The organism is Ammoniphilus sp. YIM 78166, from assembly GCF_004522215.1.
Lineage (GTDB): Bacteria > Bacillota > Bacilli > Aneurinibacillales > RAOX-1 > YIM-78166.
Window position 1 is genome coordinate 723,125 of sequence record NZ_SDLR01000002.1, and the last position, 20,945, is coordinate 744,069.

General features: G+C 44.8%; 18 protein-coding genes. All 18 read left to right on the forward strand.

All coding sequences use genetic code 11. The annotated features are described in order from the left end of the window. The first annotated feature begins 9 nt into the window (after positions 1-9). On the forward strand, positions 10-1,719 hold the full coding sequence (locus EIZ58_RS09785) for a proline--tRNA ligase (RefSeq protein ID WP_167577624.1): 1,710 nt from the start codon (positions 10-12) through the stop codon (positions 1,717-1,719). 83 nt (positions 1,720-1,802) lie between these two features. Then, complete coding sequence (locus tag EIZ58_RS09790; RefSeq protein WP_134700410.1) at positions 1,803-6,110, forward strand: PolC-type DNA polymerase III; 4,308 nt, start codon at positions 1,803-1,805, stop codon at positions 6,108-6,110. Positions 6,111-6,549: 439 nt separating this feature from the next. Further along, positions 6,550-7,008, forward strand: a complete 459-nt coding sequence (gene rimP / locus EIZ58_RS09795) for a ribosome maturation factor RimP (RefSeq protein ID WP_134700411.1) — start codon at positions 6,550-6,552, stop codon at positions 7,006-7,008. A gap of 137 nt (positions 7,009-7,145) precedes the next feature. After that, complete coding sequence (nusA, locus tag EIZ58_RS09800) at positions 7,146-8,264, forward strand: transcription termination factor NusA (RefSeq protein WP_134700412.1); 1,119 nt, start codon at positions 7,146-7,148, stop codon at positions 8,262-8,264. Positions 8,265-8,279: 15 nt separating this feature from the next. Then, positions 8,280-8,561: an RNase P modulator RnpM gene (gene rnpM, locus EIZ58_RS09805; protein WP_134700413.1), complete on the forward strand. Its 282-nt coding sequence runs from the start codon at positions 8,280-8,282 to the stop codon at positions 8,559-8,561. After that, positions 8,551-8,874: a YlxQ family RNA-binding protein gene (locus EIZ58_RS09810; RefSeq protein WP_134700414.1), complete on the forward strand. Its 324-nt coding sequence runs from the start codon at positions 8,551-8,553 to the stop codon at positions 8,872-8,874. The genes rnpM and EIZ58_RS09810 overlap by 11 nt, the downstream gene beginning before the upstream one ends. Beyond that, positions 8,871-11,270: a translation initiation factor IF-2 gene (gene infB, locus EIZ58_RS09815; protein WP_134700415.1), complete on the forward strand. Its 2,400-nt coding sequence runs from the start codon at positions 8,871-8,873 to the stop codon at positions 11,268-11,270. Before EIZ58_RS09810 ends, infB begins: the two co-directional genes overlap by 4 nt. A gap of 107 nt (positions 11,271-11,377) precedes the next feature. Continuing rightward, the gene (gene rbfA, locus EIZ58_RS09820) at positions 11,378-11,737 is read left to right on the forward strand and encodes a 30S ribosome-binding factor RbfA (RefSeq protein ID WP_134700416.1); all 360 of its coding nucleotides are present in this window, start codon (positions 11,378-11,380) and stop codon (positions 11,735-11,737) included. Further along, positions 11,727-12,713 (forward strand): DHH family phosphoesterase, encoded by a 987-nt coding sequence (locus EIZ58_RS09825; RefSeq protein ID WP_134700417.1) that lies wholly within the window; start codon positions 11,727-11,729, stop codon positions 12,711-12,713. The genes rbfA and EIZ58_RS09825 overlap by 11 nt, the downstream gene beginning before the upstream one ends. Then, entirely contained in the window at positions 12,710-13,630 is a 921-nt protein-coding gene (truB, locus tag EIZ58_RS09830; RefSeq protein ID WP_134700418.1) for a tRNA pseudouridine(55) synthase TruB, read from the forward strand. Before EIZ58_RS09825 ends, truB begins: the two co-directional genes overlap by 4 nt. A 3-nt stretch (positions 13,631-13,633) precedes the next feature. Further along, the gene (locus tag EIZ58_RS09835) at positions 13,634-14,566 is read left to right on the forward strand and encodes a bifunctional riboflavin kinase/FAD synthetase (protein WP_134700419.1); all 933 of its coding nucleotides are present in this window, start codon (positions 13,634-13,636) and stop codon (positions 14,564-14,566) included. A 188-nt stretch (positions 14,567-14,754) separates the two neighbouring features. Next, positions 14,755-14,985, forward strand: coding sequence for a hypothetical protein (locus tag EIZ58_RS09840; protein WP_134700420.1), 231 nt, complete (start codon positions 14,755-14,757; stop codon positions 14,983-14,985). Positions 14,986-14,987: 2 nt separating this feature from the next. Then, positions 14,988-15,209 (forward strand): hypothetical protein, encoded by a 222-nt coding sequence (locus EIZ58_RS09845; protein WP_134700421.1) that lies wholly within the window; start codon positions 14,988-14,990, stop codon positions 15,207-15,209. Positions 15,210-15,285: 76 nt separating this feature from the next. After that, a complete protein-coding gene (gene rpsO, locus EIZ58_RS09850) occupies positions 15,286-15,555 on the forward strand; it encodes a 30S ribosomal protein S15 (protein WP_134700422.1) in 270 nt (89 codons plus the stop codon). 198 nt (positions 15,556-15,753) lie between these two features. Then, positions 15,754-17,853 carry a polyribonucleotide nucleotidyltransferase gene (gene pnp, locus EIZ58_RS09855; RefSeq protein WP_134700423.1) on the forward strand — a complete coding sequence of 700 codons (2,100 nt, stop codon included), beginning with the start codon at positions 15,754-15,756 and terminating at the stop codon, positions 17,851-17,853. A 161-nt stretch (positions 17,854-18,014) separates the two neighbouring features. Beyond that, positions 18,015-18,992, forward strand: a complete 978-nt coding sequence (locus tag EIZ58_RS09860; protein WP_134700424.1) for a polysaccharide deacetylase family protein — start codon at positions 18,015-18,017, stop codon at positions 18,990-18,992. Positions 18,993-19,105: 113 nt separating this feature from the next. Then, positions 19,106-20,362 carry a M16 family metallopeptidase gene (locus EIZ58_RS09865; RefSeq protein WP_134700425.1) on the forward strand — a complete coding sequence of 419 codons (1,257 nt, stop codon included), beginning with the start codon at positions 19,106-19,108 and terminating at the stop codon, positions 20,360-20,362. Positions 20,363-20,373: 11 nt separating this feature from the next. Further along, positions 20,374-20,838: a dUTP diphosphatase gene (gene dut / locus EIZ58_RS09870; protein WP_255438235.1), complete on the forward strand. Its 465-nt coding sequence runs from the start codon at positions 20,374-20,376 to the stop codon at positions 20,836-20,838. Positions 20,839-20,945: the final 107 nt, after the last annotated feature.

Below are 20,945 nucleotides of genomic sequence, written 5' to 3' on the forward strand. Positions count from 1 at the left end.
ATGAAGGATTTGCGTCAATCTAGCTTGTTTTTACCGACGCTCCGTGAAGTGCCATCAGAAGCGGAGATCGCGAGCCATCAATTAATGCTGCGTGCTGGATTTATCCGGCAATTGGTATCAGGGGTTTATTCCTATCTACCCCTTGGTTACCGAGTTTTACGTAAAGTTACACAAATTGTCCGGGAAGAAATGGACCGATCAGGTGCACAAGAGATTTCCATGCCTGCCATTCAGCCAGCGGAGTTATGGCAAGAAACGGGTCGATGGGAAGCTTATGGACCGGAATTAATGAGGCTTAAGGATCGCCATGACCGCAGCTTTGTACTGGGTCCTACTCATGAAGAAGTCGTGACAAGCATCGCCCGTGACGGGATTAACTCTTATAAGAAGCTTCCTGTTAATCTTTACCAAATTCAAACAAAATATCGCGATGAAGTAAGGCCGAGGTTCGGCGTTATCCGCTCGAGAGAGTTTATCATGAAGGATGCCTACTCCTTTGATACAACAAGAGAAGGATTAGACCGAAGCTATCAGGCGATGTATGATGCTTATACCCGAATCTTTACCCGTTGTGGAATGGATTTTCGAGCAGTAGATGCAGATGCTGGGGCCATCGGCGGAAAAGGAACTCATGAATTCATGGCACTTTCTGACATTGGTGAGGATACAATTGCTTATTGTTCATCCTGCAACTATGCCGCGAACCTAGAGAAAGCCGAAGTCGTCTATCAAGGGCAACCTAGTGAGGAAGCGGCTGCAGAAACGGAACGCATACATACTCCAGGGGTTAAGACCATTCAACAGTTAGCCGAGTTCTTGGCGGTCCCAGCTGAAAACACGGTTAAGTCCTTGTTGTTTAAACTAGATCAGCAATATGTTCTAGCTTTGATTCGAGGGGATCACGAACTAAATGATGTGAAACTGAAAAATATGTTCGATGCGAATGTGATTTCCATGGCTTCTGAGCAAGAGGTAAAAGATATCCTGGGCTCTCCTGTCGGATTCGTAGGACCAATAGGATTAGAAGGCAAGAAAGTAACGGTTGTTGCCGATCATGCCGTGAAGGATATGGTTAATGCGGTTACGGGTGCCGGTGAAGTGGATTATCACTTGAAGAATGTGACCCCAGGAAAAGATTTTTCTGTTCAGCAATATGGAGATTTAAGAAACATCAAAGAGGGCGATCCATGTCCACAGTGCGGCGAAGAAATTCGTTTTGCACGCGGAATTGAAGTCGGACACGTCTTTAAGCTGGGTACTCGATATAGTGAGAAAATGAAGGCCACCTTCCTTGATGAACAAGGAAAAGAAAAGCCGATGATTATGGGATGCTACGGGATCGGAATTTCAAGAACGGTTGCAGCGGTGGTGGAACAAAACCATGATGAAAATGGGATTATCTGGCCTAGGTCCATTGCTCCCTTTGAGATTCATCTCATTGCCGTCAATGTGAAGAATGAAGACCAGCTTAAATTAGCTGAATCACTCTATGAAACGTTGCTAGCAGCTGGCTATGAAGTTCTTTATGATGACCGCCCCGAGCGCGCTGGGGTGAAGTTTAAGGATGCTGATTTAGTAGGTTTACCGCTTCGCATCACAGTGGGGGCAAAAGCCGCTGAAGGCGTGGTGGAGTGTAAAGTTCGAAAAACGGGCGAATCCGAAGAACTATCGACTGACCAGTTGTTGGACTATTTGAAAGCAACACTTTCTAAGCTATAATAACTAAGAGGTGGGTTCCGGTTGACTCGGAACTCTTTCTTTTTGTACTGAAGGAGAAACCGTAAAAACAAGAGGTGTTGGGGATGCAGCAATGGCTGGAACAGAAGGAGCGATTTCAAGTTCTATTGCAACAGGCTGACATACCTGAAGAGTATCGTAGCCGATATTTTCAAGAGGGAAGAATTCATAGATTAGATTTAAGTAGGCAAAACAAACAGTGGACGTTTCATATTGAGCTGGAACACGCGTTGCCATGTTTGGTATTTCGTGCCTTTCATCAGCGAATTCAAGAGACGTTTTCTCACTTGGCATTAGTGGATTGCTATATTACCTATACCCAACCTATCGATTGGGCAGTGTTTATCCCTGATTATTGGGGTTACATCATAGATCAAATAACTGGTCAAATATCCTCTTTTGCTTCTTCTATGAAAGAGACACAGCCGGCAATGATCGGAAATAAATTAGTCTTACCTGTGACGAATGAGATCTCGATGTCGATGATGAAGAAAAAAGAAGTAGACCGCATTCTCTCGGGATCTATTAACAAGCTGACTGGGATGACGGTTCAGATTGAATTTAAGGTGGAAGAATCAGAGGAAGCCTATCAGGCATTTCTGGAAGAAAGAATGATAGAAGATCGCTCTCGAGCGTTAGAGGCTTTAATTGAAACAGAAAAAGAGAAAGAAAAAGGGGATGCGCCTGCCTTGGCTGAAGCGAAGGTGGAGTTCCTCATTGGATACAAGATTCAAGATGATCCCAGCCCAATTCAACAAATTGTGGAAGAGGAGAAACGAATCACGGTACAAGGACAGGTATTTGCAACCGAGATTCGGGAGTTAAAGAGCGGACGGTCCTTGCTGACGTTCCGTATCACGGATTATACGGATTCGATTAGTGTGAAGATCTTCTCAAGAGACAAAGAAGATCTCGTGATGATGAACGCGGTTAAGGAAGGGATGTGGGTGAAGGTTCGCGGACGCGTAACCTTTGATCAATTTGCTCGTGAGTTGGCTATGGAAGCGAACGATGTCAATGAGATCAAGCCGAAACGCAGGGAAGATACGGCGCCCGAAAAACGAATCGAGCTGCACCTTCATACACCCATGAGTACGATGGATGCTATTACACCCGTGAAAAAATTAGTAGGACAAGCCGCTAAATGGGGGCATAAGGCCATCGCCATAACGGACCATGCTGGGGTTCAAAGCTTTCCAGAAGCTTATAGTGCTGCCCAAAAAGCTGGAATCAAAGTGATCTACGGGGTAGAAGCCAATATTGTAAATGATGGCGCGCCGATTGCTTACAATCCTACGGATTTGCCGTTGAAAGAGGGCACCTATGTGATCTTCGACGTAGAAACCACCGGTTTATCCGTTGTTTATAATACGATCATTGAGCTTGCTGCTGTAAAACTCAGAAATGGTGAAGTGATCGATCGTTTTGAACGTTTTGCCAATCCTCATGAACGATTAACGAATACGATTATTGAATTGACTGGCATCACCGACGATATGCTCGTTGGAGCGCCGGAAGTAGAGGACGTCTTAGCTGATTTTCGCGAGTTTGTTGGGGATGCTGTTCTCGTGGCGCATAATGCCCGCTTTGATATGGGGTTCATTAACACGGGCTACCGAAAATACAATCAGCCGGAGCTTACGAATCCGGTGATCGATACGTTAGAGCTGGCGCGTTTTGTGTTGCCTGAACTAAAAAACCATCGCCTCAATACTATCAGTAATTATTTAGGAGTAGAATTAGTCAGCCATCACCGTGCCGTATACGATGCGGAAGCAACGGGTCATGTGTTGTGGAAGTTAATTTTACGAGTAGAAGAGCGGGGCATGACGAACCTTGCCCAAATGAATGATTACATGGGAAGCAACGGGGATTGGATGCGTCAGCGTCCTTCTCATGGCATTATTTTGGTTAAAAACCAAGTAGGGTTAAGAAATTTATATATCCTGGTTTCGAAGGCTCATACGGAATATTTTCACCGCGTGCCGCGAATTCCGAGAAGCGAACTCGTCAAACATCGGGAAGGACTTCTGATTGGTTCCGGTTGTGAACGCGGGGAACTGTTTGAAACGGTGATGCAGAAGTCAATTGAAGAAGCCGAAGAAGTGGCCAAATTCTATGACTACCTAGAAATACAGCCTACTTACTATAACCTGCACTTAATTGAGAAAGAATTGGTTAAAGATGAAAAGGCGCTGGAAGAGATTAACCGAAAAATTCTTGAGCTAGGACGCAAGCTTGGAAAACCGGTGGTAGCGACCGGGAATGTCCACTATCTAGACCCGCATGAGAAAATTTACCGTCAAATCCTCGTTCGAAGCCTAGGCGGAGCAAGTATGCTAAAGCCAGATAAACTTCCAGACGCCCATTTTCCAACCACGGATGAATTTTTGGAGCACTTCCGCTATCTAGGGGAAGACAATGCACTAGATGTGGTGGTTAGAGGGCCTCATCAGGTGAATGAGTGGATCGAAGAGGTTAAGCCGATTCCAGACAAGCTGTATACCCCCGTGATCGAAGGAGCGAATGAAGATACGGAAAAAATGAGTTATGAGCGCGCTCGAAGCATCTACGGTGAGGCCTTGCCTGAGCTGGTGGAAAAACGTATTAAAAAAGAGCTCGACAGTATTATAGGGCATGGGTTTGCGGTGATCTACTTGATTTCTCATAAGCTCGTAAAAAAATCACTCGATGATGGTTATCTAGTAGGTTCGCGTGGCTCCGTAGGATCTTCCTTTGTGGCTACCATGATGGAAATTACAGAAGTTAATCCGCTGCCTCCTCACTATGTTTGTCCGGCGTGCAAGCACTCGGAATTCATAGAGGATGGATCGGTTGCCTGCGGCTACGACTTGCCTGATAAGGATTGTCCGCAGTGCGGCAGCAAATATAATAAGGACGGCCATGATATTCCGTTTGAAACGTTCTTGGGCTTTAAAGGAGACAAGGTACCGGATATTGACTTGAACTTTTCCGGGGAGTATCAACCCCGCGCTCATAATTATACGAAAGTTCTTTTCGGTGAGGATTATGTATATCGCGCGGGTACGATCGGTACGGTTGCCGACAAAACAGCCTACGGATTCGTAAAGAAGTATGAAGAAGAAAAAGGGCTTCAATTAAAAAATACGGAAATTCTTCGTTTGGCATCCGGCTGTACCGGAGTTAAGCGAACGACAGGTCAGCATCCCGGCGGAATTATCGTGGTGCCCGACTATACCGATATCTATGATTTTTGTCCGATTCAATTCCCTGCCGATGATCGGGAGTCGGAATGGAAAACGACGCACTTTGACTTCCACTCGATCCATGATAATCTGCTGAAGCTCGATATTCTCGGGCACGATGATCCGACCGCGATTCGTATGCTTCAGGATTTAACTGGACTGGATCCCAAAACAATCCCGACGGATGACAAGTTGGTCATGGGGATTTTCAGCAGTCCGGAACCACTGGGGGTAACTCCTGAGCAAATCCGAACCAATACCGGGACGCTTGGAATCCCGGAGTTTGGGACTAAGTTTGTTCGCCAGATGTTAGAAGATACGAAGCCTTCTACCTTTGCGGAGCTAGTACAGATCTCGGGACTATCTCATGGTACCGATGTTTGGCTTAATAATGCCCAAGAATTGATTCGCAAAGGAACATGTACGCTTAAAGACGTTATCGGTTGTCGCGATGATATCATGGTGTATTTGATGTATAAAGGATTAGAGCCGAGCTTAGCCTTTAAGATCATGGAAAGTGTCCGTAAAGGAAAGGGTCTTACGCCAGAGATGGAAGAAGAAATGAAGAATAATAAAGTACCGGATTGGTATATTTGGTCATGTAAACAGATCAAGTACATGTTCCCGAAGGCGCACGCCACAGCTTATGTATTAATGGCTGTGCGAATCGCCTACTTTAAAGTTCATTATCCCATCCATTATTACGCAACGTACTTTACGGTTCGTGCCGATGACTTCGATATTCCGACGATGGTCAAGGGAAGTGCGGCCATCCGACCAAAAATCGAAGAAATCGAAAGAAAAGGAAACGATGCTTCGCCGAAAGAGAAAAACCTGCTCACCGTATTAGAGATTGCGCTTGAGATGTGCGAGCGCGGATTCCACTTCAAGAACCTAGATCTCTACCGTTCCCATGCGACGCAATTTCTTGTGGAAGAAGATGGACTCCTTCCTCCTTTCAATTCCCTGCCAGGAGTTGGAACGAACGCGGCAATCAGTATTGCCGCTTCTCGAGAAAATGGAGAGTTTCTTTCTATTGAGGACTTGCAGCAGCGGTCTAAGGTTTCGAAGACGGTGATTGAGTACTTGCAGGAGCAGGGCTGCTTGAAGGGATTGCCGGAAACGAATCAGTTGTCCTTGTTTTAGGGGATGGGTAGGATGAAGGAAGTAATAGATGGAAAATCGCCACTTATTTAGAAAAAATGCTTAAACAGAGATACGAATAAGTGGAGAAAGTTTACTTATTGATCTGGGAATGGATTGACTACGTGACGTGAACGTATTTTAGATGGAAAAAGTCCTACTAGAGGAAACTGTTTATGATTATCTTAAGCAAATAGTTAACCTTTTTCCACTTACATCTATTTGTTCCAGACACCAACTCAGCTTCGATGATCGCCAGCTTCTTAAGAGCTGTTATTGCCTGGACTGTAGGATTATGGTATAATCTTTTTGGAAATACTGAAGATACTGGATGAGTGAGAGTGGGGAAACCCACTCTTTCGTTTTACCGTCGAGAAAGTTGGTGAGCCAACATTTCTTGACCGTCCCCAATTTTCACTGCTAATTTGAAGGAGGCATTTCGATGGGTAAGAATGTGACCGCTGTTGTAGAAGAACTCGTGACACCCATCCTCGCAGGCTTGAGCATTGAGCTCGTTGATATAGAATATGTAAAAGAGGGAAGTAATTGGTTTTTGCGTGTGTATATCGATAAGGAAGGCGGCGTGGACATCGAGGATTGCGGAGCAGTTAGCGAGAAGCTAAGCAAGCGGCTAGATGAGGTGGATCCCATCCCAGACGCTTATTTTTTGGAGGTTTCCTCTCCCGGAATCGAACGTCCCCTGAAGAAGGAAAAGGACTTCCATTGGTCGATTGGAAAAAGGGTGCAAGTGAAAACCCAAGAGCCCATTGAGGATACTAAGATTTTTGAAGGAACACTCACTGTTTTTGACAACGGCATGTTGACGATCGAAGAAGATGAGAAATCATACCAGATTCCTTACGATAAAGTGGAAAGTGCTCGTTTAGCGTTCGTATTCTAAACCATACATAACGTTCTTTCGACCATAAGTTAGGGAAAAGGGTGACACTCCAGCTGAACGCCTGCTGAAGAGTGATAAACCCTTTTTAGCCGTCTATGTGGATATGGATAAAGCTCAACTAAAGGAGGTCTATATCAGTGAATTCAGATTTTATTGATGCACTGAATGATTTAGAAAAAGAAAAAGGAATTAATAAAGAAATCTTAATCGAAGCCATTGAAGCGGCACTTATTTCGGGTTATAAGCGAAACTTTAACTCTGCCCAGAATGTACGAGTGGATATCAACCGTGATACAGGAGCTGTTAAGGTGTTTGCCCGCAAGACCGTAACGGAGGATGTGCTTGACTCTCGCTTAGAGATTTCGTTAGAGGCTGCACAGGAAATTGATCCGAATTTTACGATCGATGATATCGTAGAAATTGAAGTTACTCCTCGTGATTTCGGGCGAATTGCTGCACAGACAGCGAAGCAAGTGGTAACGCAGAGGATCCGTGAAGCCGAACGTGGAATTATTTTCAGTGAGTTCATTGACCGTGAAGATGATATCATTACAGGGATTGTTCAAAGACAGGATCCAAGAAATTATTACATCGACCTAGGGAAGGTCGAGGCAATCATGCCTGTGAATGAAAAGATGCCTGGGGAGAATTTTCAACAGGGTGACCGGATTAAGGCTTATATCACGAAGGTAGAGAAGACAACAAAGGGACCGCAGATCTTTGTGTCTAGAACCCATCCTGGTTTACTGAAGCGATTATTTGAACTAGAAGTTCCGGAAATCTTTGACGGCGTTGTTGAGCTAAAGTCTGTGGCTCGCGAAGCAGGGGACCGCTCGAAGATTGCGGTGCATTCAATTGATCCTAATGTGGATCCTGTAGGAGCTTGTGTTGGACCCAAGGGCGCGAGAGTTCAAACGATTGTAAATGAGCTTCGCGGCGAAAAAATCGATATTGTTCGATGGTCAGAAGATCCTACCGTCTACGTTGCGAATGCCTTGAGCCCGTCTAAAGTTCTTTCCGTGGAAGTTTCTGAAGACGAAAAAATGACTCGCGTGATTGTGCCGGATTACCAGCTTTCTTTAGCAATCGGAAAAAGAGGTCAGAATGCACGCTTAGCAGCCAAATTAACGGGCTGGAAAATTGATATCAAGAGCGAAACGCAAGCGAAGAAAGAAGGGTTTGAAGTCCCTGAGAGTTCCTATGATATACTTGAAGAAGAACAGGGTTTGGATGATGAACGCCATGTAAATGAGTAAAAGGGGGGGGATCACATGAAGCAAAGAAAGATACCTATGCGTAAATGCGTAGCCTGTCAAGAAATGATCCCTAAAAAAGAATTGTTGAGAGTCGTTCGGAATGCCGAAGGACAAGTGAACTTGGATCTAACCGGCAAGGCATCCGGGAGAGGCGCCTATATTTGTCGGAAGGCTGAATGCTTTACGCTGGCAAAAAAGCGAAAAGCCCTTGATCGATCACTGGAAGCAGGAATTCCTGAAGAAGTGTATGAGCGTCTGGAAAAAGACCTGATGGGAATTGGTGCCCGTGAACCATAGTAAAGTACAGCAATTCCTCGGACTTGCCCAGCGCGCTGGCAAATTGGTTACAGGCGAAGAGCTAGTCGTGAAAGCCGTGAGAGCCAAACAAGTGCATTTAGTCATATTAGCTGGCGATGCCTCTGAAAACACAAGGAAAAAACTAACGGATAAGTCTAGATCATATGACATCCCTATACGCTTGTTTGCTGACAGATACCGTCTTGGGCAATACATCGGTAAGGAACAGAGGGTTGTCATTGGGGTGAAGGATCCAGGATTTGCCCGGGAACTACTGAAGTATATGGAACAAGATGAAGGGGGTAACGTATGAATAAAATAAGAGTTTATGAATACGCCAAACAGATTAACATGTCAAGCAAAGAACTCATCAACGTGCTCAAGAAAGTGGATGTGGAGGTCGCTAACCACATGAGCACACTAGAGAATGACCAAATAAGCAAGGTAGAGAATCATTTGAAAAACCTCAAAAATCAAGCAGACACTCCTACACGTCCGCAAGCCTCAAATGAGGGCAACCAAGCCGCTCGACCCAAACGGCCAGAGGGGACGGGAGCAAATACACCCAAACCACATCAGGGAAAGCCGAATCATCAAGCGAACCGTGACCAACGGGAACAGCGACCTAGACCAAACCAAAGCCCTGGTGGTGGCCAAGGGAGAAATGACCAACAGAGAAGACCGGCTGCTCAACAGACGGAAAACAACAAGCCATTCCATGGTGAGAAGGAAAAGAGAGGGAATTTGGTGGAGAAAAAAAATACGAATAATAATGTGAAGCCGAAAGTAGGACCTACGTCAAGTCCAGATGAAAATTATGCATCTCGCGGGAAAACTAAAGTTAAATCTAAAGGGAATCCGAAAAGATTTGACGATAACAAAAATTCAGTGGACTTTAGCAATAAACTTAAGAATAAGAGACCTAATCAGCCAGAAGCGAGAGGACCTAAGCCTCTACCCCAAAAGATTGTATTCTCCGAGGGAATGACGGTTGGGGAACTCGCTAAAAAATTGAATCGAGAATCTTCTGAGATCATTAAAAAGCTTCTTTTCCTTGGAATAATGGCCAATATCAATCAAGAATTGGATGGCGATACCATTACATTGCTTTGCACCGATTACGGAGTTGAAGTAGAAGAGAAGATACTGATCAATGAGTTAGAGTTCGAAACGATTGAGGAAATTGATGACCCAGCTCATTTATCCGAGCGTCCTCCGGTTGTTACGATTATGGGACACGTTGACCATGGGAAAACGACATTACTTGATGCAATCCGTGAGTCGAAGGTGGTTTCATCAGAGGCTGGAGGTATCACACAGCATATCGGAGCTTACCAAGTTGAGATCAATGAGAAGAAGATTACTTTCTTGGATACGCCAGGCCATGCTGCCTTTACTTCCATGCGTGCACGTGGAGCAAAAGTTACGGATATTACGATTCTAGTCGTTGCTGCAGATGATGGCGTTATGCCTCAAACGGTTGAGGCGATTAATCACGCGAAAGCAGCGAACGTGCCGATTATCGTAGCAGTCAATAAGATGGATAAACCTGCGGCGAATCCAGATCGTGTGATGCAAGAACTAACCGAGCATGGATTGGTGGCAGAAGCATGGGGTGGGGAAACGATCTTTGTTCATGTTTCTGCCCTGAAGCAAGAAGGATTAGACGAACTGCTTGAGATGATTCTTCTTGTTGCAGAAGTACAAGAACTAAAAGCAAATCCAGATAAGCGTGCACGTGGGACCGTAATTGAAGCTGAGCTAGACCGCGGGCGCGGACCTGTAGCTACCGTATTAGTTCAGCATGGTACGCTGCGTGTAGGGGATCCGTTAGTTGTGGGAAGTGCCTTTGGACGGGTAAGAGCGATGGTCAACGACAAAGGACGCAGAATTAAAGAAGTAGGTCCAAGTACGCCAGTGGAAATAACAGGATTGAACGACGTTCCACAAGCGGGCGACCAATTCATGGTCTTTGAAGACGAGAAAAAAGCGAGATCGATTGGTGAGAAGCGAGCTTCCAAGCGCAGAGAAAATGAACTTAAAGCCTCTGCACGCGTTTCTTTGGATGATCTATTCAATCAAATCAAAGAAGGAGATATTAAGGAAGTTGGCGTAATTATCAAGGCCGACGTACAAGGATCGGCAGAAGCGCTTAAAGGATCGTTGGAGAAGATTGATGTGGAAGGAGCACGCGTACGCATCATCCATACCGGAGTAGGAGCCATCACAGAATCGGATGTTATCTTAGCCGATGCGTCGAATGCTATTATTATTGGTTTTAACGTACGTCCTGATGCAAATGCGAAGTCTGTTGCGGAAGCACAAAAAGTGGATATTCGCCTTCATCGCATCATTTACAAAGTTATGGAAGAGATTGAAGCAGCCATGAAGGGGATGCTCGATCCGAACTTTGAAGAGAAAATCATCGGGCAAGCTGAAGTGCGCCAGGTGTTTAAGGTTTCCAAGGTGGGGAACATTGCAGGTTGTTATGTAACGGAAGGAAAAATTTCCCGTGATTCTGGTGTTCGTATCATTCGTGACGGTATCGTCATCTTCGAAGGTAAGCTAGATACCTTGAAGCGTTTCAAGGATGATGCCAAAGAGGTAGCTCAAGGCTACGAATGCGGGATCACGATTGAGAAATACAATGATATTAAAGAAGGCGACATTATCGAAGCGTTTATCATGCAAGAAGTTCCAGCGTCCTAAATCTTCTAGGATAATCGCTTGATGTTGACTGAAGAATAATTAAGCAAGGATCATTTGCCGTCGGGTACGAGTTCCCGACGGCACAATACTACCTCGAGGTGAGGGCCATGAGTAAAGTTCGTGTAAGCAGAATTGGTGAACAAATGAAAAAGGAACTAAGCCAGATCATCCAACGGGAAATTAAAGACCCGAGGATTGGGTTTGTGACGGTAACAGCTGTTGAAGTTACCGGCGATCTTCAATTGGCGAAGGTTTTTATTAGTGTAATGGGAAGTGAAGACCAGAAGGAAAACTCGATTGCAGCTCTACAAAAGGCAAAAGGATTTATTCGAAGCGAGTTAGGCAAGCGAATCCAATTGCGACATACACCTGATTTACAATTCAAGATTGATGTCTCCATCGATTATGGAAGCCGAATCGAAAACCTGCTTAATGACATCAAGAAGGATTCAGAAGATGAGCTATAAACTGGATCTTGCAGCGGCTGGTCGTTTCCTTGCGGATAACGACCACTTTCTTGTTGTGAATCATGTTAACCCTGACGGTGATGCTACAGGTTCATTGCTGGCGGTTGGACACATGCTGAAATCGCTAGGAAAAAATTTCACTTTAGCCAATGAAGGACCTACGCCTGAAAAATTTAAATTTATCCCCTTAAGTGAAGCAATCATCGATCTCTCTGAGCAAAAATTAGATCGTACATTCGACCGAGTCATTGCCTTGGATTGTGGGGATTTTCAAAGAATAGGGGCAGTAGCTGATTATTTTTCTGAGGGGTTCAAGTTACTCAATATTGACCACCATCCGACTAACGATTCCTTTGGGTCAGCTAATCTTGTAAGAACCGACGCGTGTGCGACCGCGGAGATCCTTTATGATCTAATGAAGGACATGCAAATTTCACTACATAAGGATCTAGCCACATCGATTTATATGGGGTTATTAACAGATACTGGAGGATTCCGCTATTCCAATACGACAGCGGAAGTCCTGCATAAGGCTGCTGATCTTCTGAATTACGAAGTTTCTCCGGGAGAAGTTGCGGAACGTTGTCTGGAGACGATTACCGTTTCCTATTTGCGTTTACTTCGAGAGGTTCTTCCCACCCTGACCATGGATTTTAATAACCGGGCAGCTTATTTAACCATAACCCTCGAGGCGATGGAGGCAAGCCAAGCTAACCGGGAGGACATGGAAGGGATCGTGAATTACGCTCGCAACATTGAAGGGGTTGAAGTGGGAGTTCTGTTTAAGCAAGTAGACTCAGATATCGTGAAGGTTAGTATGAGATCCAATCGTACCGTAGATGTTGCAGCTATTGCTAAGGAACTAGGCGGAGGCGGCCATGCCAAAGCATCCGGGTGCACGGTAAAAGGAAGTCTTACAGAGGTGACAGAAGTGGTGAGGGAAAAGCTGAAGCAAGCCTGGGGGAATGAACAATGAGCTTCACCGGGATTATCCCTTTGCTAAAGCCGCCAGGAATGACCTCGCATGATTGCGTGAATAAACTTCGTAGAATCCTAAAAATGAAGAAAATTGGCCATACAGGAACGTTAGATCCTTCTGTCTCTGGCGTACTACCGTTATGCTTAGGACATGCTACACGGGTTGCGGAATACATTCAAGATCTACCAAAGGAATATGTAGGCACTCTTTCGCTGGGACGATCGACGACTACGGAGGACGCCGATGGTGAAGTGGTGGAGGACAAGCCGGTTGAGGAGACTTTTACCGGGGATCAGATTGCTGATATTCTACAGCAATTCATGGGTACGATTGAACAGATTCCTCCAATGTACTCTGCCGTTAAAGTAGGAGGGGTTCGCCTGCATGAATTGGCTAGACAGGGGAAAGAAATTGAACGCAAAGCGAGAAAAGTGGAGATCTATCGAATCGATTTGCTATCCACCTCGCTAGAGGGTCCTTATCCTGAATTCACCATGCATGTGAAATGTTCAAAAGGAACTTATATTCGTACGCTGTGTGTGGATATTGGAAGAAAGCTTGGGTACCCTGCGCATATGAAAAACTTAAACCGTGTAGCTAGCGGCCCATTTAAGCTTCAGAACTGCTACACCTTTGAGCAAATTGAAGAAGCGGCCAACAGGGGGGCTGTTGAGGAGCTGCTTAAGCCTATCGATTGGGCTCTCTTGCAATATCCTGAATTTACGGTAGAGCGACAACAAGTACAAGATATATATAATGGAAAAAAGATCAGGCTGGGTCCGCTATATGTAGACGGTCAGCTTTTACGAATCTACTCCCCGGACCGAAGATTTTTGGCCCTATATAGAACAATAGAGCAAGAAGGAGAATGGTGGGGGAAACCGGAAAAAGTGTTTCGATTGGAAGGGGAATAAAAAATGATCGTGCAGCATTTGCATTATCCCTTAGAATCCATAGCGTATGAACCAACCGTACTCGCGATTGGTTATTTCGATGGGGTGCATCAGGGCCATCGAAGAGTAATTCAGAAGGCTATCGATCTGGCTAAAGAACTCAGGATAAAATCGGCTGTAATGACCTTTCACCCTCATCCCCGAGAAGTGCTGGGGCAAAGCGGTTATACGCGGTACTTAACTCCGCTTAGCGCAAAGCTAGAGCTTTTGGAACGAATGGGTGTTGAGATCGCGTATGTGGTTCAGTTTGATATTCCTTTTTCTTCTGTCTACCCTCAGGATTTCATTAATGAGTTCTTGGTACCGTTAGAGGCTAGACATGTGGTTGTGGGCTTCGATTACACATTCGGTTATCGGGGGAAAGGCACAGCCTTTACCTTAAAAGAATTTAGCCAAGGAAGGTATGGTCTTGACGTGGTTTCTCCTATTACCCGTTATGGAGAAAAAGTGAGCAGCACGATTATTAGAGAATATCTTTATGAGGGTAAAATTGCAGAGGCCAATGAATTCTTAGGACGACCGTATAGTTTAAGCGGAACCGTCATCCATGGTGAAAAAAGAGGCAGACAGATCGGTTTCCCAACAGCGAATATTGGGATGACCGAACCGTATCTGATCCCGCGCACAGGCGTTTACGGCGTACGTGTGAAACACGCGGAGAAGGAATTCTTCGGAGTGATGAACATTGGTATTAAGCCTACCTTCGAGCAAGAGAAGAAGGAGAAGAGCCTAGAGGTTCATCTTTTTGACTTTGAAGGAAACCTATATGATCAGGAATTGAAAGTGGAGTTTCTTGTCTTTATCCGGGAAGAACAAAAATTTGCTGGGGTAGAGCAGCTCGTCAAGCAAATTCAACAAGATGTGCTGTTTGCTAAGCAAAAGTTTAAGTCACTCTAGACATATTCCTAAAAAACAAGGCATAATCATGGTAGTAAAACGAAAAAAAACGATATAAACATTTACTTGTCCTCTAAGATATGTTATACTTACTTCTGGTAATTTCATTGTAGCTTATTTGTGCTAGGATAACTCCTCCTATATACCTTCACTTGGAAACATTTCAATGAAGAAGGGAGAGGTTCACTGTGGAATTGCCTAAGGCCGAAGAAATGGATCGGCGTCTAAGCAAGATTTGCCAAGATGTGGCCTATATCTGCTGTAGCGACGAATTTAAGAAGCTACATAAGGAAATGTCGAAGATCTACCGTAAGAACGGACTATCGGATGCGAACCGTGTTGCCTTTCAAGATTCCTTATTTTCCATTTATCTTGAACAATACCATCCTGAGGCAAGGGAAGAAGTTCCCTACCTCTAGCTATGCATGTGATCATCACTTCACATGTCAAGCAGAGAATCCGTGAACATCGCCAGGTAGGAATATCTGTACCAGATATTATCCACCAGGCGAAGTCTATCCCGGGCACTGTACCCGTGGCAACTCGCTTTCGAGGATTCATGTCGAACAGTGGCAGGGTTTTCGATATGGTAGTGAAGGATATTCCGCAAGGACGTATGGTCATCACCATCATTGGCAAGTAACCGTGGCTTGGAGATTCGACTTTCACCGGCGATTGTCTAGGCTATTGGGGATTTATGAAAAAGGAGGTGAAGAAGGATGGCATTAACACAAGAGCGCAAGCAACAGTTGATCGAAGAATACCGTGTACACGAATCTGATACTGGTTCTCCAGAAGTACAGGTAGCTATCCTTACGGAAAAGATTAACTACTTGAACGGTCATTTGCGTGAGCACAAGAAAGATCACCACTCTCGCCGCGGACTTCTTAAGATGGTAGGACAACGTCGTAACCTGTTGAACTACTTGAAGAATTCTGATGTGACTCGTTACCGTAATCTAATCAATAAGTTAGGCTTACGTCGATAAGCTTTGGAAACAAAAAAAGCGGGGATTCCCCCGCTTTTTCTGTTATATTTCTTATTGGTAAATGGTACAAAAATATTCAACGTTATCCATCTTTTAATTTTTAATTTGAAGGAAATAATAGTATAATGACTTAGATATCAAGATTTTCCGTGGTAAATATCATACGTACGACCCATGGAGAAGGGAGGCATACATATAATGGAAGTATTTACTTATGAATTAGGTGGCAGGCCGTTCACCGTAGAGTATGGAAAAATGGCCAAGCAGTCCAATGCTGCAGTTCTCGTGCGCTATGGCGATACAGCAGTTTTGTCGACGATAACAGCATCTAGTCAACCTTCTACCCTCGATTTTTTTCCTCTAACGGTTAACTATGAGGAGCGTCTCTACGCAGTAGGAAAGATCCCTGGAGGCTTTATTAAAAGGGAGGGGAGACCAAGTGAGAAGGCGATTTTGGCTAGTCGATTGATTGATAGACCGATTCGTCCTCTTTTTCCGGAAGGTTTTAGGAATGAAGTACAAGTGGTAAACATTGTGATGTCTGTTGATCAGGACTGTTCTTCCGAAATTGCAGCCATGATCGGAACGTCTATTGCCTTGAGCATTTCCGATGTGCCGTTTAATGGGCCCATTGCTGGAGCCATTGTGGGCAGAATAGATGGAGAATTTATTTTAAACCCTACCGTGGAACAGCAGACAAGAAGTGATATTCATTTGGTTGTCGCCGGAACAAAAGATGCCATCAACATGGTAGAAGCCGGTGCCAATGAAGTACCTGAAGAAGTGATGCTCGAAGCAATCATGTTTGGACATAACCACATCCGCTCCGTAGTTGAATTTATTGAAGAGATTCAAGCTAAAGTTGGTAAGCCGAAAATGGAGGTTGTTCTTCACTCCGTTAATGAGGAAATTGATGCTGCGGTTCGTGAATATGCGATGGATCGCTTGGTACAAGCTGTGCGAGTGGAGGAAAAGCAAGCAAGACAAGAAGCGATTGATGCGATCAAAGAAGAAACGCAAACTCATTTTGCTGAGATCTACCCAGAGAATGCGAAAGACGTATCTGAAGTCCTTTACACCATCGTAAAGGATGAGGTTCGCCGACTCATTACTCATGATAAGATCCGACCAGATGGCCGCGCGATTGATGAGATCCGACCGATTACTTCTGAAGTGAATCTCTTGGCACGTACTCATGGATCCGGCTTATTTACTAGAGGACAAACCCAAGCTTTGAGTGTTTGTACTCTAGGGGCTTTAGGAGATGTGCAAATCCTTGACGGGCTAGGCATCGAAGAAAGTAAGCGATTCATGCACCACTATAACTTCCCGCCATTCAGTGTAGGGGAAGCTCGACCATTGCGCCCGCCAGGCCGCAGAGAAATCGGTCATGGTGCCCTAGGTGAACGAGCCCTCGAGCCGGTAATCCCGTCCGAAGAAGAATTCCCTTATACCATTCGCTTGGTTTCTGAAGTACTCGAATCGAACGGATCAACCTCTCAAGCCAGTATTTGTGCCAGTACGCTAGCGATGATGGATGCAGGTGTACCGCTGAAGGCGCCAGTAGCTGGAATTGCCATGGGACTAGTCAAATCAGGGGATCACGTTTCCGTTCTTTCCGATATTCAAGGAATGGAAGATCATCTTGGCGATATGGACTTTAAGGTTGCTGGTACGAGTGAAGGCGTTACAGCCCTACAGATGGATATTAAAATCGAAGGAATTGATCGGACAATCCTTGAAGAGGCCCTGATGCAAGCAAGGAAAGGACGTTTGCACATCCTTGATCGCATGCTAGAAGCCATTAAGCAACCAAGAGAAAGTCTATCTCCTTTCGCTCCGAAGATTCTTAGCATGAAGATCCATCCGGATAAGATCCGCGATGTCATCGGGCCAGGCGGAAAGATCATCAACAAGATTATCGAAGAAACAGGGGTTAAGATTGATATTGAGCAAGATGGTCGAATCTTCATTGCTTCCGTCAATGAGGGCATGAACCAGAAGGCAAAACAAATCATCGAAGACCTTGTTCGTGAAGTAGCCGTAGGACAGACTTACCTTGGAACGGTGAAGCGCATCGAAAAGTTTGGAGCTTTCGTCGAGATTTTTGCAGGGAAAGAAGGTCTGGTGCATATCTCTCAATTAGCGGAGGAAAGAGTCGCTAAGGTAGAAGATGTTGTCGCGGTAGGTGACCAAATCATGGTTAAAGTCGTGGAGATTGATAACCAGGGCCGTGTGAACCTCTCTAGGAAAGTGTTGTTGAAAGAAGCGAAGGAACAAGAAAATCCAACCACATAAAACGCGGGAGATATCGGTTTGTTTACAATCGATAGATCCCTTCATTTATCAGAACAAAAGGCTTCGTAACAGAAGCTTTTTTTGTTTTGAGAATATAACGACCTCGTCCGACATAACTTGTACCATTGGGAAGTTTGTGAAACTTTGGAGGTGGTGGTGCCATGAAACGGACGAAAGCGCAGGTACAGCTCTTACTAGGCGGGCTTTTTCTTGTGCTTTTTTTATTTACCTTGCAATCTCCCGCAATCAAGCAGTATATCTCGGCGGTAAAAGGTACACCTGTATCGGGATCCCTCTCGGAGGACTGGATGGTGAAGTTGAAAGAATTTAAGAGTCAACATGATGTTGCCCCCATTGATGCCCGCATCGATCCGATCTGGAAAGCTATACCTGGATATAATGGAGTTCAGGTCAATATAGAGGCGTCGCACAAAAAATTAAAGGAAGCTGGAAAGTGGGATGAATCCTTAATCGTATGGGAAGAACTAGAGCCCAAAATAAGTCTCGCGGACTTGAAGCCTTCTCCGATCTATAAGGGCAATCCGGAAAAGCCCATGATCTCCTTTATGGTCAATGTTGCATGGGGCAATGAATATTTGCCTGAAATTCTGAAAACATTAGAAAAATATGGGGTCAAATCAACCTTTTTTCTAGACGGATCCTGGGCAAATAAGTTCCCAGACGAGGCAAGAAAAATTAAGCAGGCCGGACATGAGATTGGCAATCACGCTTATTCCCATCCGGACATGAAGACCATCTCCTTAAACCGCATTCGACTCGAAATCACCAAGACGAATGAGGTCATTCAAAAAGAGCTGGATATTCGCCCCGTTTTGTTTGCCCCACCTTCTGGCTCGTTTGATGACCGTGTAGTTCAAATGGCTGCACAAGAAAAGATGTATACCATATTATGGACATTAGATACGGTAGATTGGCGGAAGCCGGCTCCTTCCGAGATTATCCGGAGATTATCCCCGAAGCTTGCAAACGGATCACTCATTTTAATGCATCCTACCGAATCATCGATGAAGGCCTTGCCAGCTCTGTTAGAAGCTGCCAAATCCAAAGGGTTGAAGGTAGGAACCGTAAGTGATCTTCTGTCTTCAAAGCGTGTAGATGCTATTGAGGTCAAGAGGTAATTTTGCTATAGTAATTATACTGACTTTCAATAAGTAGAACTTACCAATTAGAATTCCAGCTTAAAAAGAGTTTGTTACTTGATGCTAAGGCATTCATAAGGAGGCTTTCACTCGTGATCGAAAAATACACCCTAGAGAATGGGGTACGTGTGATAATTGAAAAAATCCCTACTGTACGTTCAGTAGCGTTAGGGATTTGGGTTGGAACCGGTTCCCGTAATGAAGAGCCATCGAACAATGGAATCTCTCATTTTATTGAGCATATGCTCTTCAAGGGTACAAAGACCAGATCTGCGAAAGAGATAGCCGAATCCTTCGATCAAATCGGTGGACACGTAAACGCGTTTACGTCAAAAGAATATACCTGTTATTATGCAAGGGTGTTAGATGATCACGCTCCTATGGCCTTGGATATCCTATCGGACATGTTCTTTCATTCCGTTTATGATGAAGAGGAAATAAAGAAGGAGCGAAAGGTTGTTATTGAAGAAATTAAAATGTATGATGACACGCCAGACGATCTTGTTCACGACCTCATCGCAAAAGCCAGCTTTCCCCAGCATTCTTTAGGTTATAGTATCTTAGGCACGGAAGAGGTACTCAACGAGATCAATCGCGATACCATCCTTTCCTACATTGATAAGCGTTATACACCATCCAATGTGGTCATTACGGTCGCAGGTAATGTGAATGATAGCTTGCTGGACTCCATCAAAGGACAGTTTTCTCATTTTTATCGTGAGGAAGTGAACACGGATCGTCTATCGCCTAGCTTCCACGCGGGCAGTAAGCTAAAGAAGAAAGAAACAGAACAAGCGCATCTTTGCCTAGCATTTCCTGGTCTAGAGGTTGGAAATAAGGATATCTATGCCCTGATTCTAATGAATAATATTCTCGGCGGCAGCATGAGCTCGCGCTTATTCCAAGAAGTTCGCGAGGAAAGAGGATTGGCTTATTCGGTTTTCTCTTACCATTCTTCCTTCCGAGACAATGGAATGTTTACCGTTTATGCAGGTACGGCTCCCAAGCAATTGGAGGAGGTTTACTCTGTCATTGTCAACACCCTGCAGAAACTAAAGCAAGAAGGCATCACGAAAGAAGAGCTGCTAAAGGGTAAAGAACAACTTAAGGGAAGCTTGATGCTTAGCTTAGAGAGCACGAACAGTCGCATGAGCAGACTTGGAAAAAATGAATTGCTTCTCGGCAAGCACTTAGGTCTAGATGAGATCCTTCAAAAGGTAGACGGTGTCACGCTTGATCATGTTCAAGCTGCGATTGAAAAGATCTTTAACCATTCCATGTCGATTGCCTTAGTCAGCCCTTATGAAGAGCTGCCTTCATCCTTTAACCAAGTTCAACTTATGACTTAGAGACAGACGAGGTGAATCGATTGCAGGAAGCAAAAGTAACCGTTCAAATTAGAAAAACTCCAGGAAATGATGATATCCCGCTTCCTTGTCGAATGTCGGAATGGGCTGCAGGCTTTGACCTTGTGGCCGCAGTGCAAGAACCTATGGATCTGCTTCCCGGCGAGCGGACGTTGATCCCGACAGGCTTCAGTATCGCTCTACCGAGGAATATGGAGGCGCAGATCCGACCACGGAGTGGTCTAGCATTAAAAAAGGGTATTACATGCTTGAACTCTCCTGGGACCATTGATGCCGATTATCGGGGAGAGGTTGGCGTGATTTTGATTAATCATGGTCATGAAGCTTTTCGCATCACTCGTGGGGATCGTATTGCCCAAATGGTCATCCAGTATGTTCCGCCTGTCGAATGGGAAATAGTTGATGAGCTGCCATCGAGTGATCGAGGGCAAGGCGGTTTTGGTCATACTGGCGTTTAAATAAAAGGATAAAAGAAGTACTTCTACCTGCAAAGGTGAGAAGTACTTTTTTTTTTTCCTTCAGCATATCCTTCCACTGCAGGGACTTGGACAAAAGCAAAAGGGAG

Bases quoted from the DNA above. Each gene is read 5' to 3' on its own strand.
- EIZ58_RS09790 (WP_134700410.1), top strand. From the start codon at position 1,803: ATGCAGCAATGGCTGGAACAGAAGGAGCGATTTCAAGTTCTATTGCAA.
- rimP (WP_134700411.1), top strand. From the start codon at position 6,550: ATGGGTAAGAATGTGACCGCTGTTGTAGAAGAACTCGTGACACCCATC.
- rnpM (WP_134700413.1), top strand. From the start codon at position 8,280: ATGAAGCAAAGAAAGATACCTATGCGTAAATGCGTAGCCTGTCAAGAA.
- infB (WP_134700415.1), top strand. From the start codon at position 8,871: ATGAATAAAATAAGAGTTTATGAATACGCCAAACAGATTAACATGTCA.
- rbfA (WP_134700416.1), top strand. From the start codon at position 11,378: ATGAGTAAAGTTCGTGTAAGCAGAATTGGTGAACAAATGAAAAAGGAA.
- EIZ58_RS09825 (WP_134700417.1), top strand. From the start codon at position 11,727: ATGAGCTATAAACTGGATCTTGCAGCGGCTGGTCGTTTCCTTGCGGAT.
- truB (WP_134700418.1), top strand. From the start codon at position 12,710: ATGAGCTTCACCGGGATTATCCCTTTGCTAAAGCCGCCAGGAATGACC.
- EIZ58_RS09835 (WP_134700419.1), top strand. From the start codon at position 13,634: ATGATCGTGCAGCATTTGCATTATCCCTTAGAATCCATAGCGTATGAA.
- EIZ58_RS09845 (WP_134700421.1), top strand. From the start codon at position 14,988: ATGCATGTGATCATCACTTCACATGTCAAGCAGAGAATCCGTGAACAT.
- rpsO (WP_134700422.1), top strand. From the start codon at position 15,286: ATGGCATTAACACAAGAGCGCAAGCAACAGTTGATCGAAGAATACCGT.
- pnp (WP_134700423.1), top strand. From the start codon at position 15,754: ATGGAAGTATTTACTTATGAATTAGGTGGCAGGCCGTTCACCGTAGAG.
- EIZ58_RS09860 (WP_134700424.1), top strand. From the start codon at position 18,015: ATGAAACGGACGAAAGCGCAGGTACAGCTCTTACTAGGCGGGCTTTTT.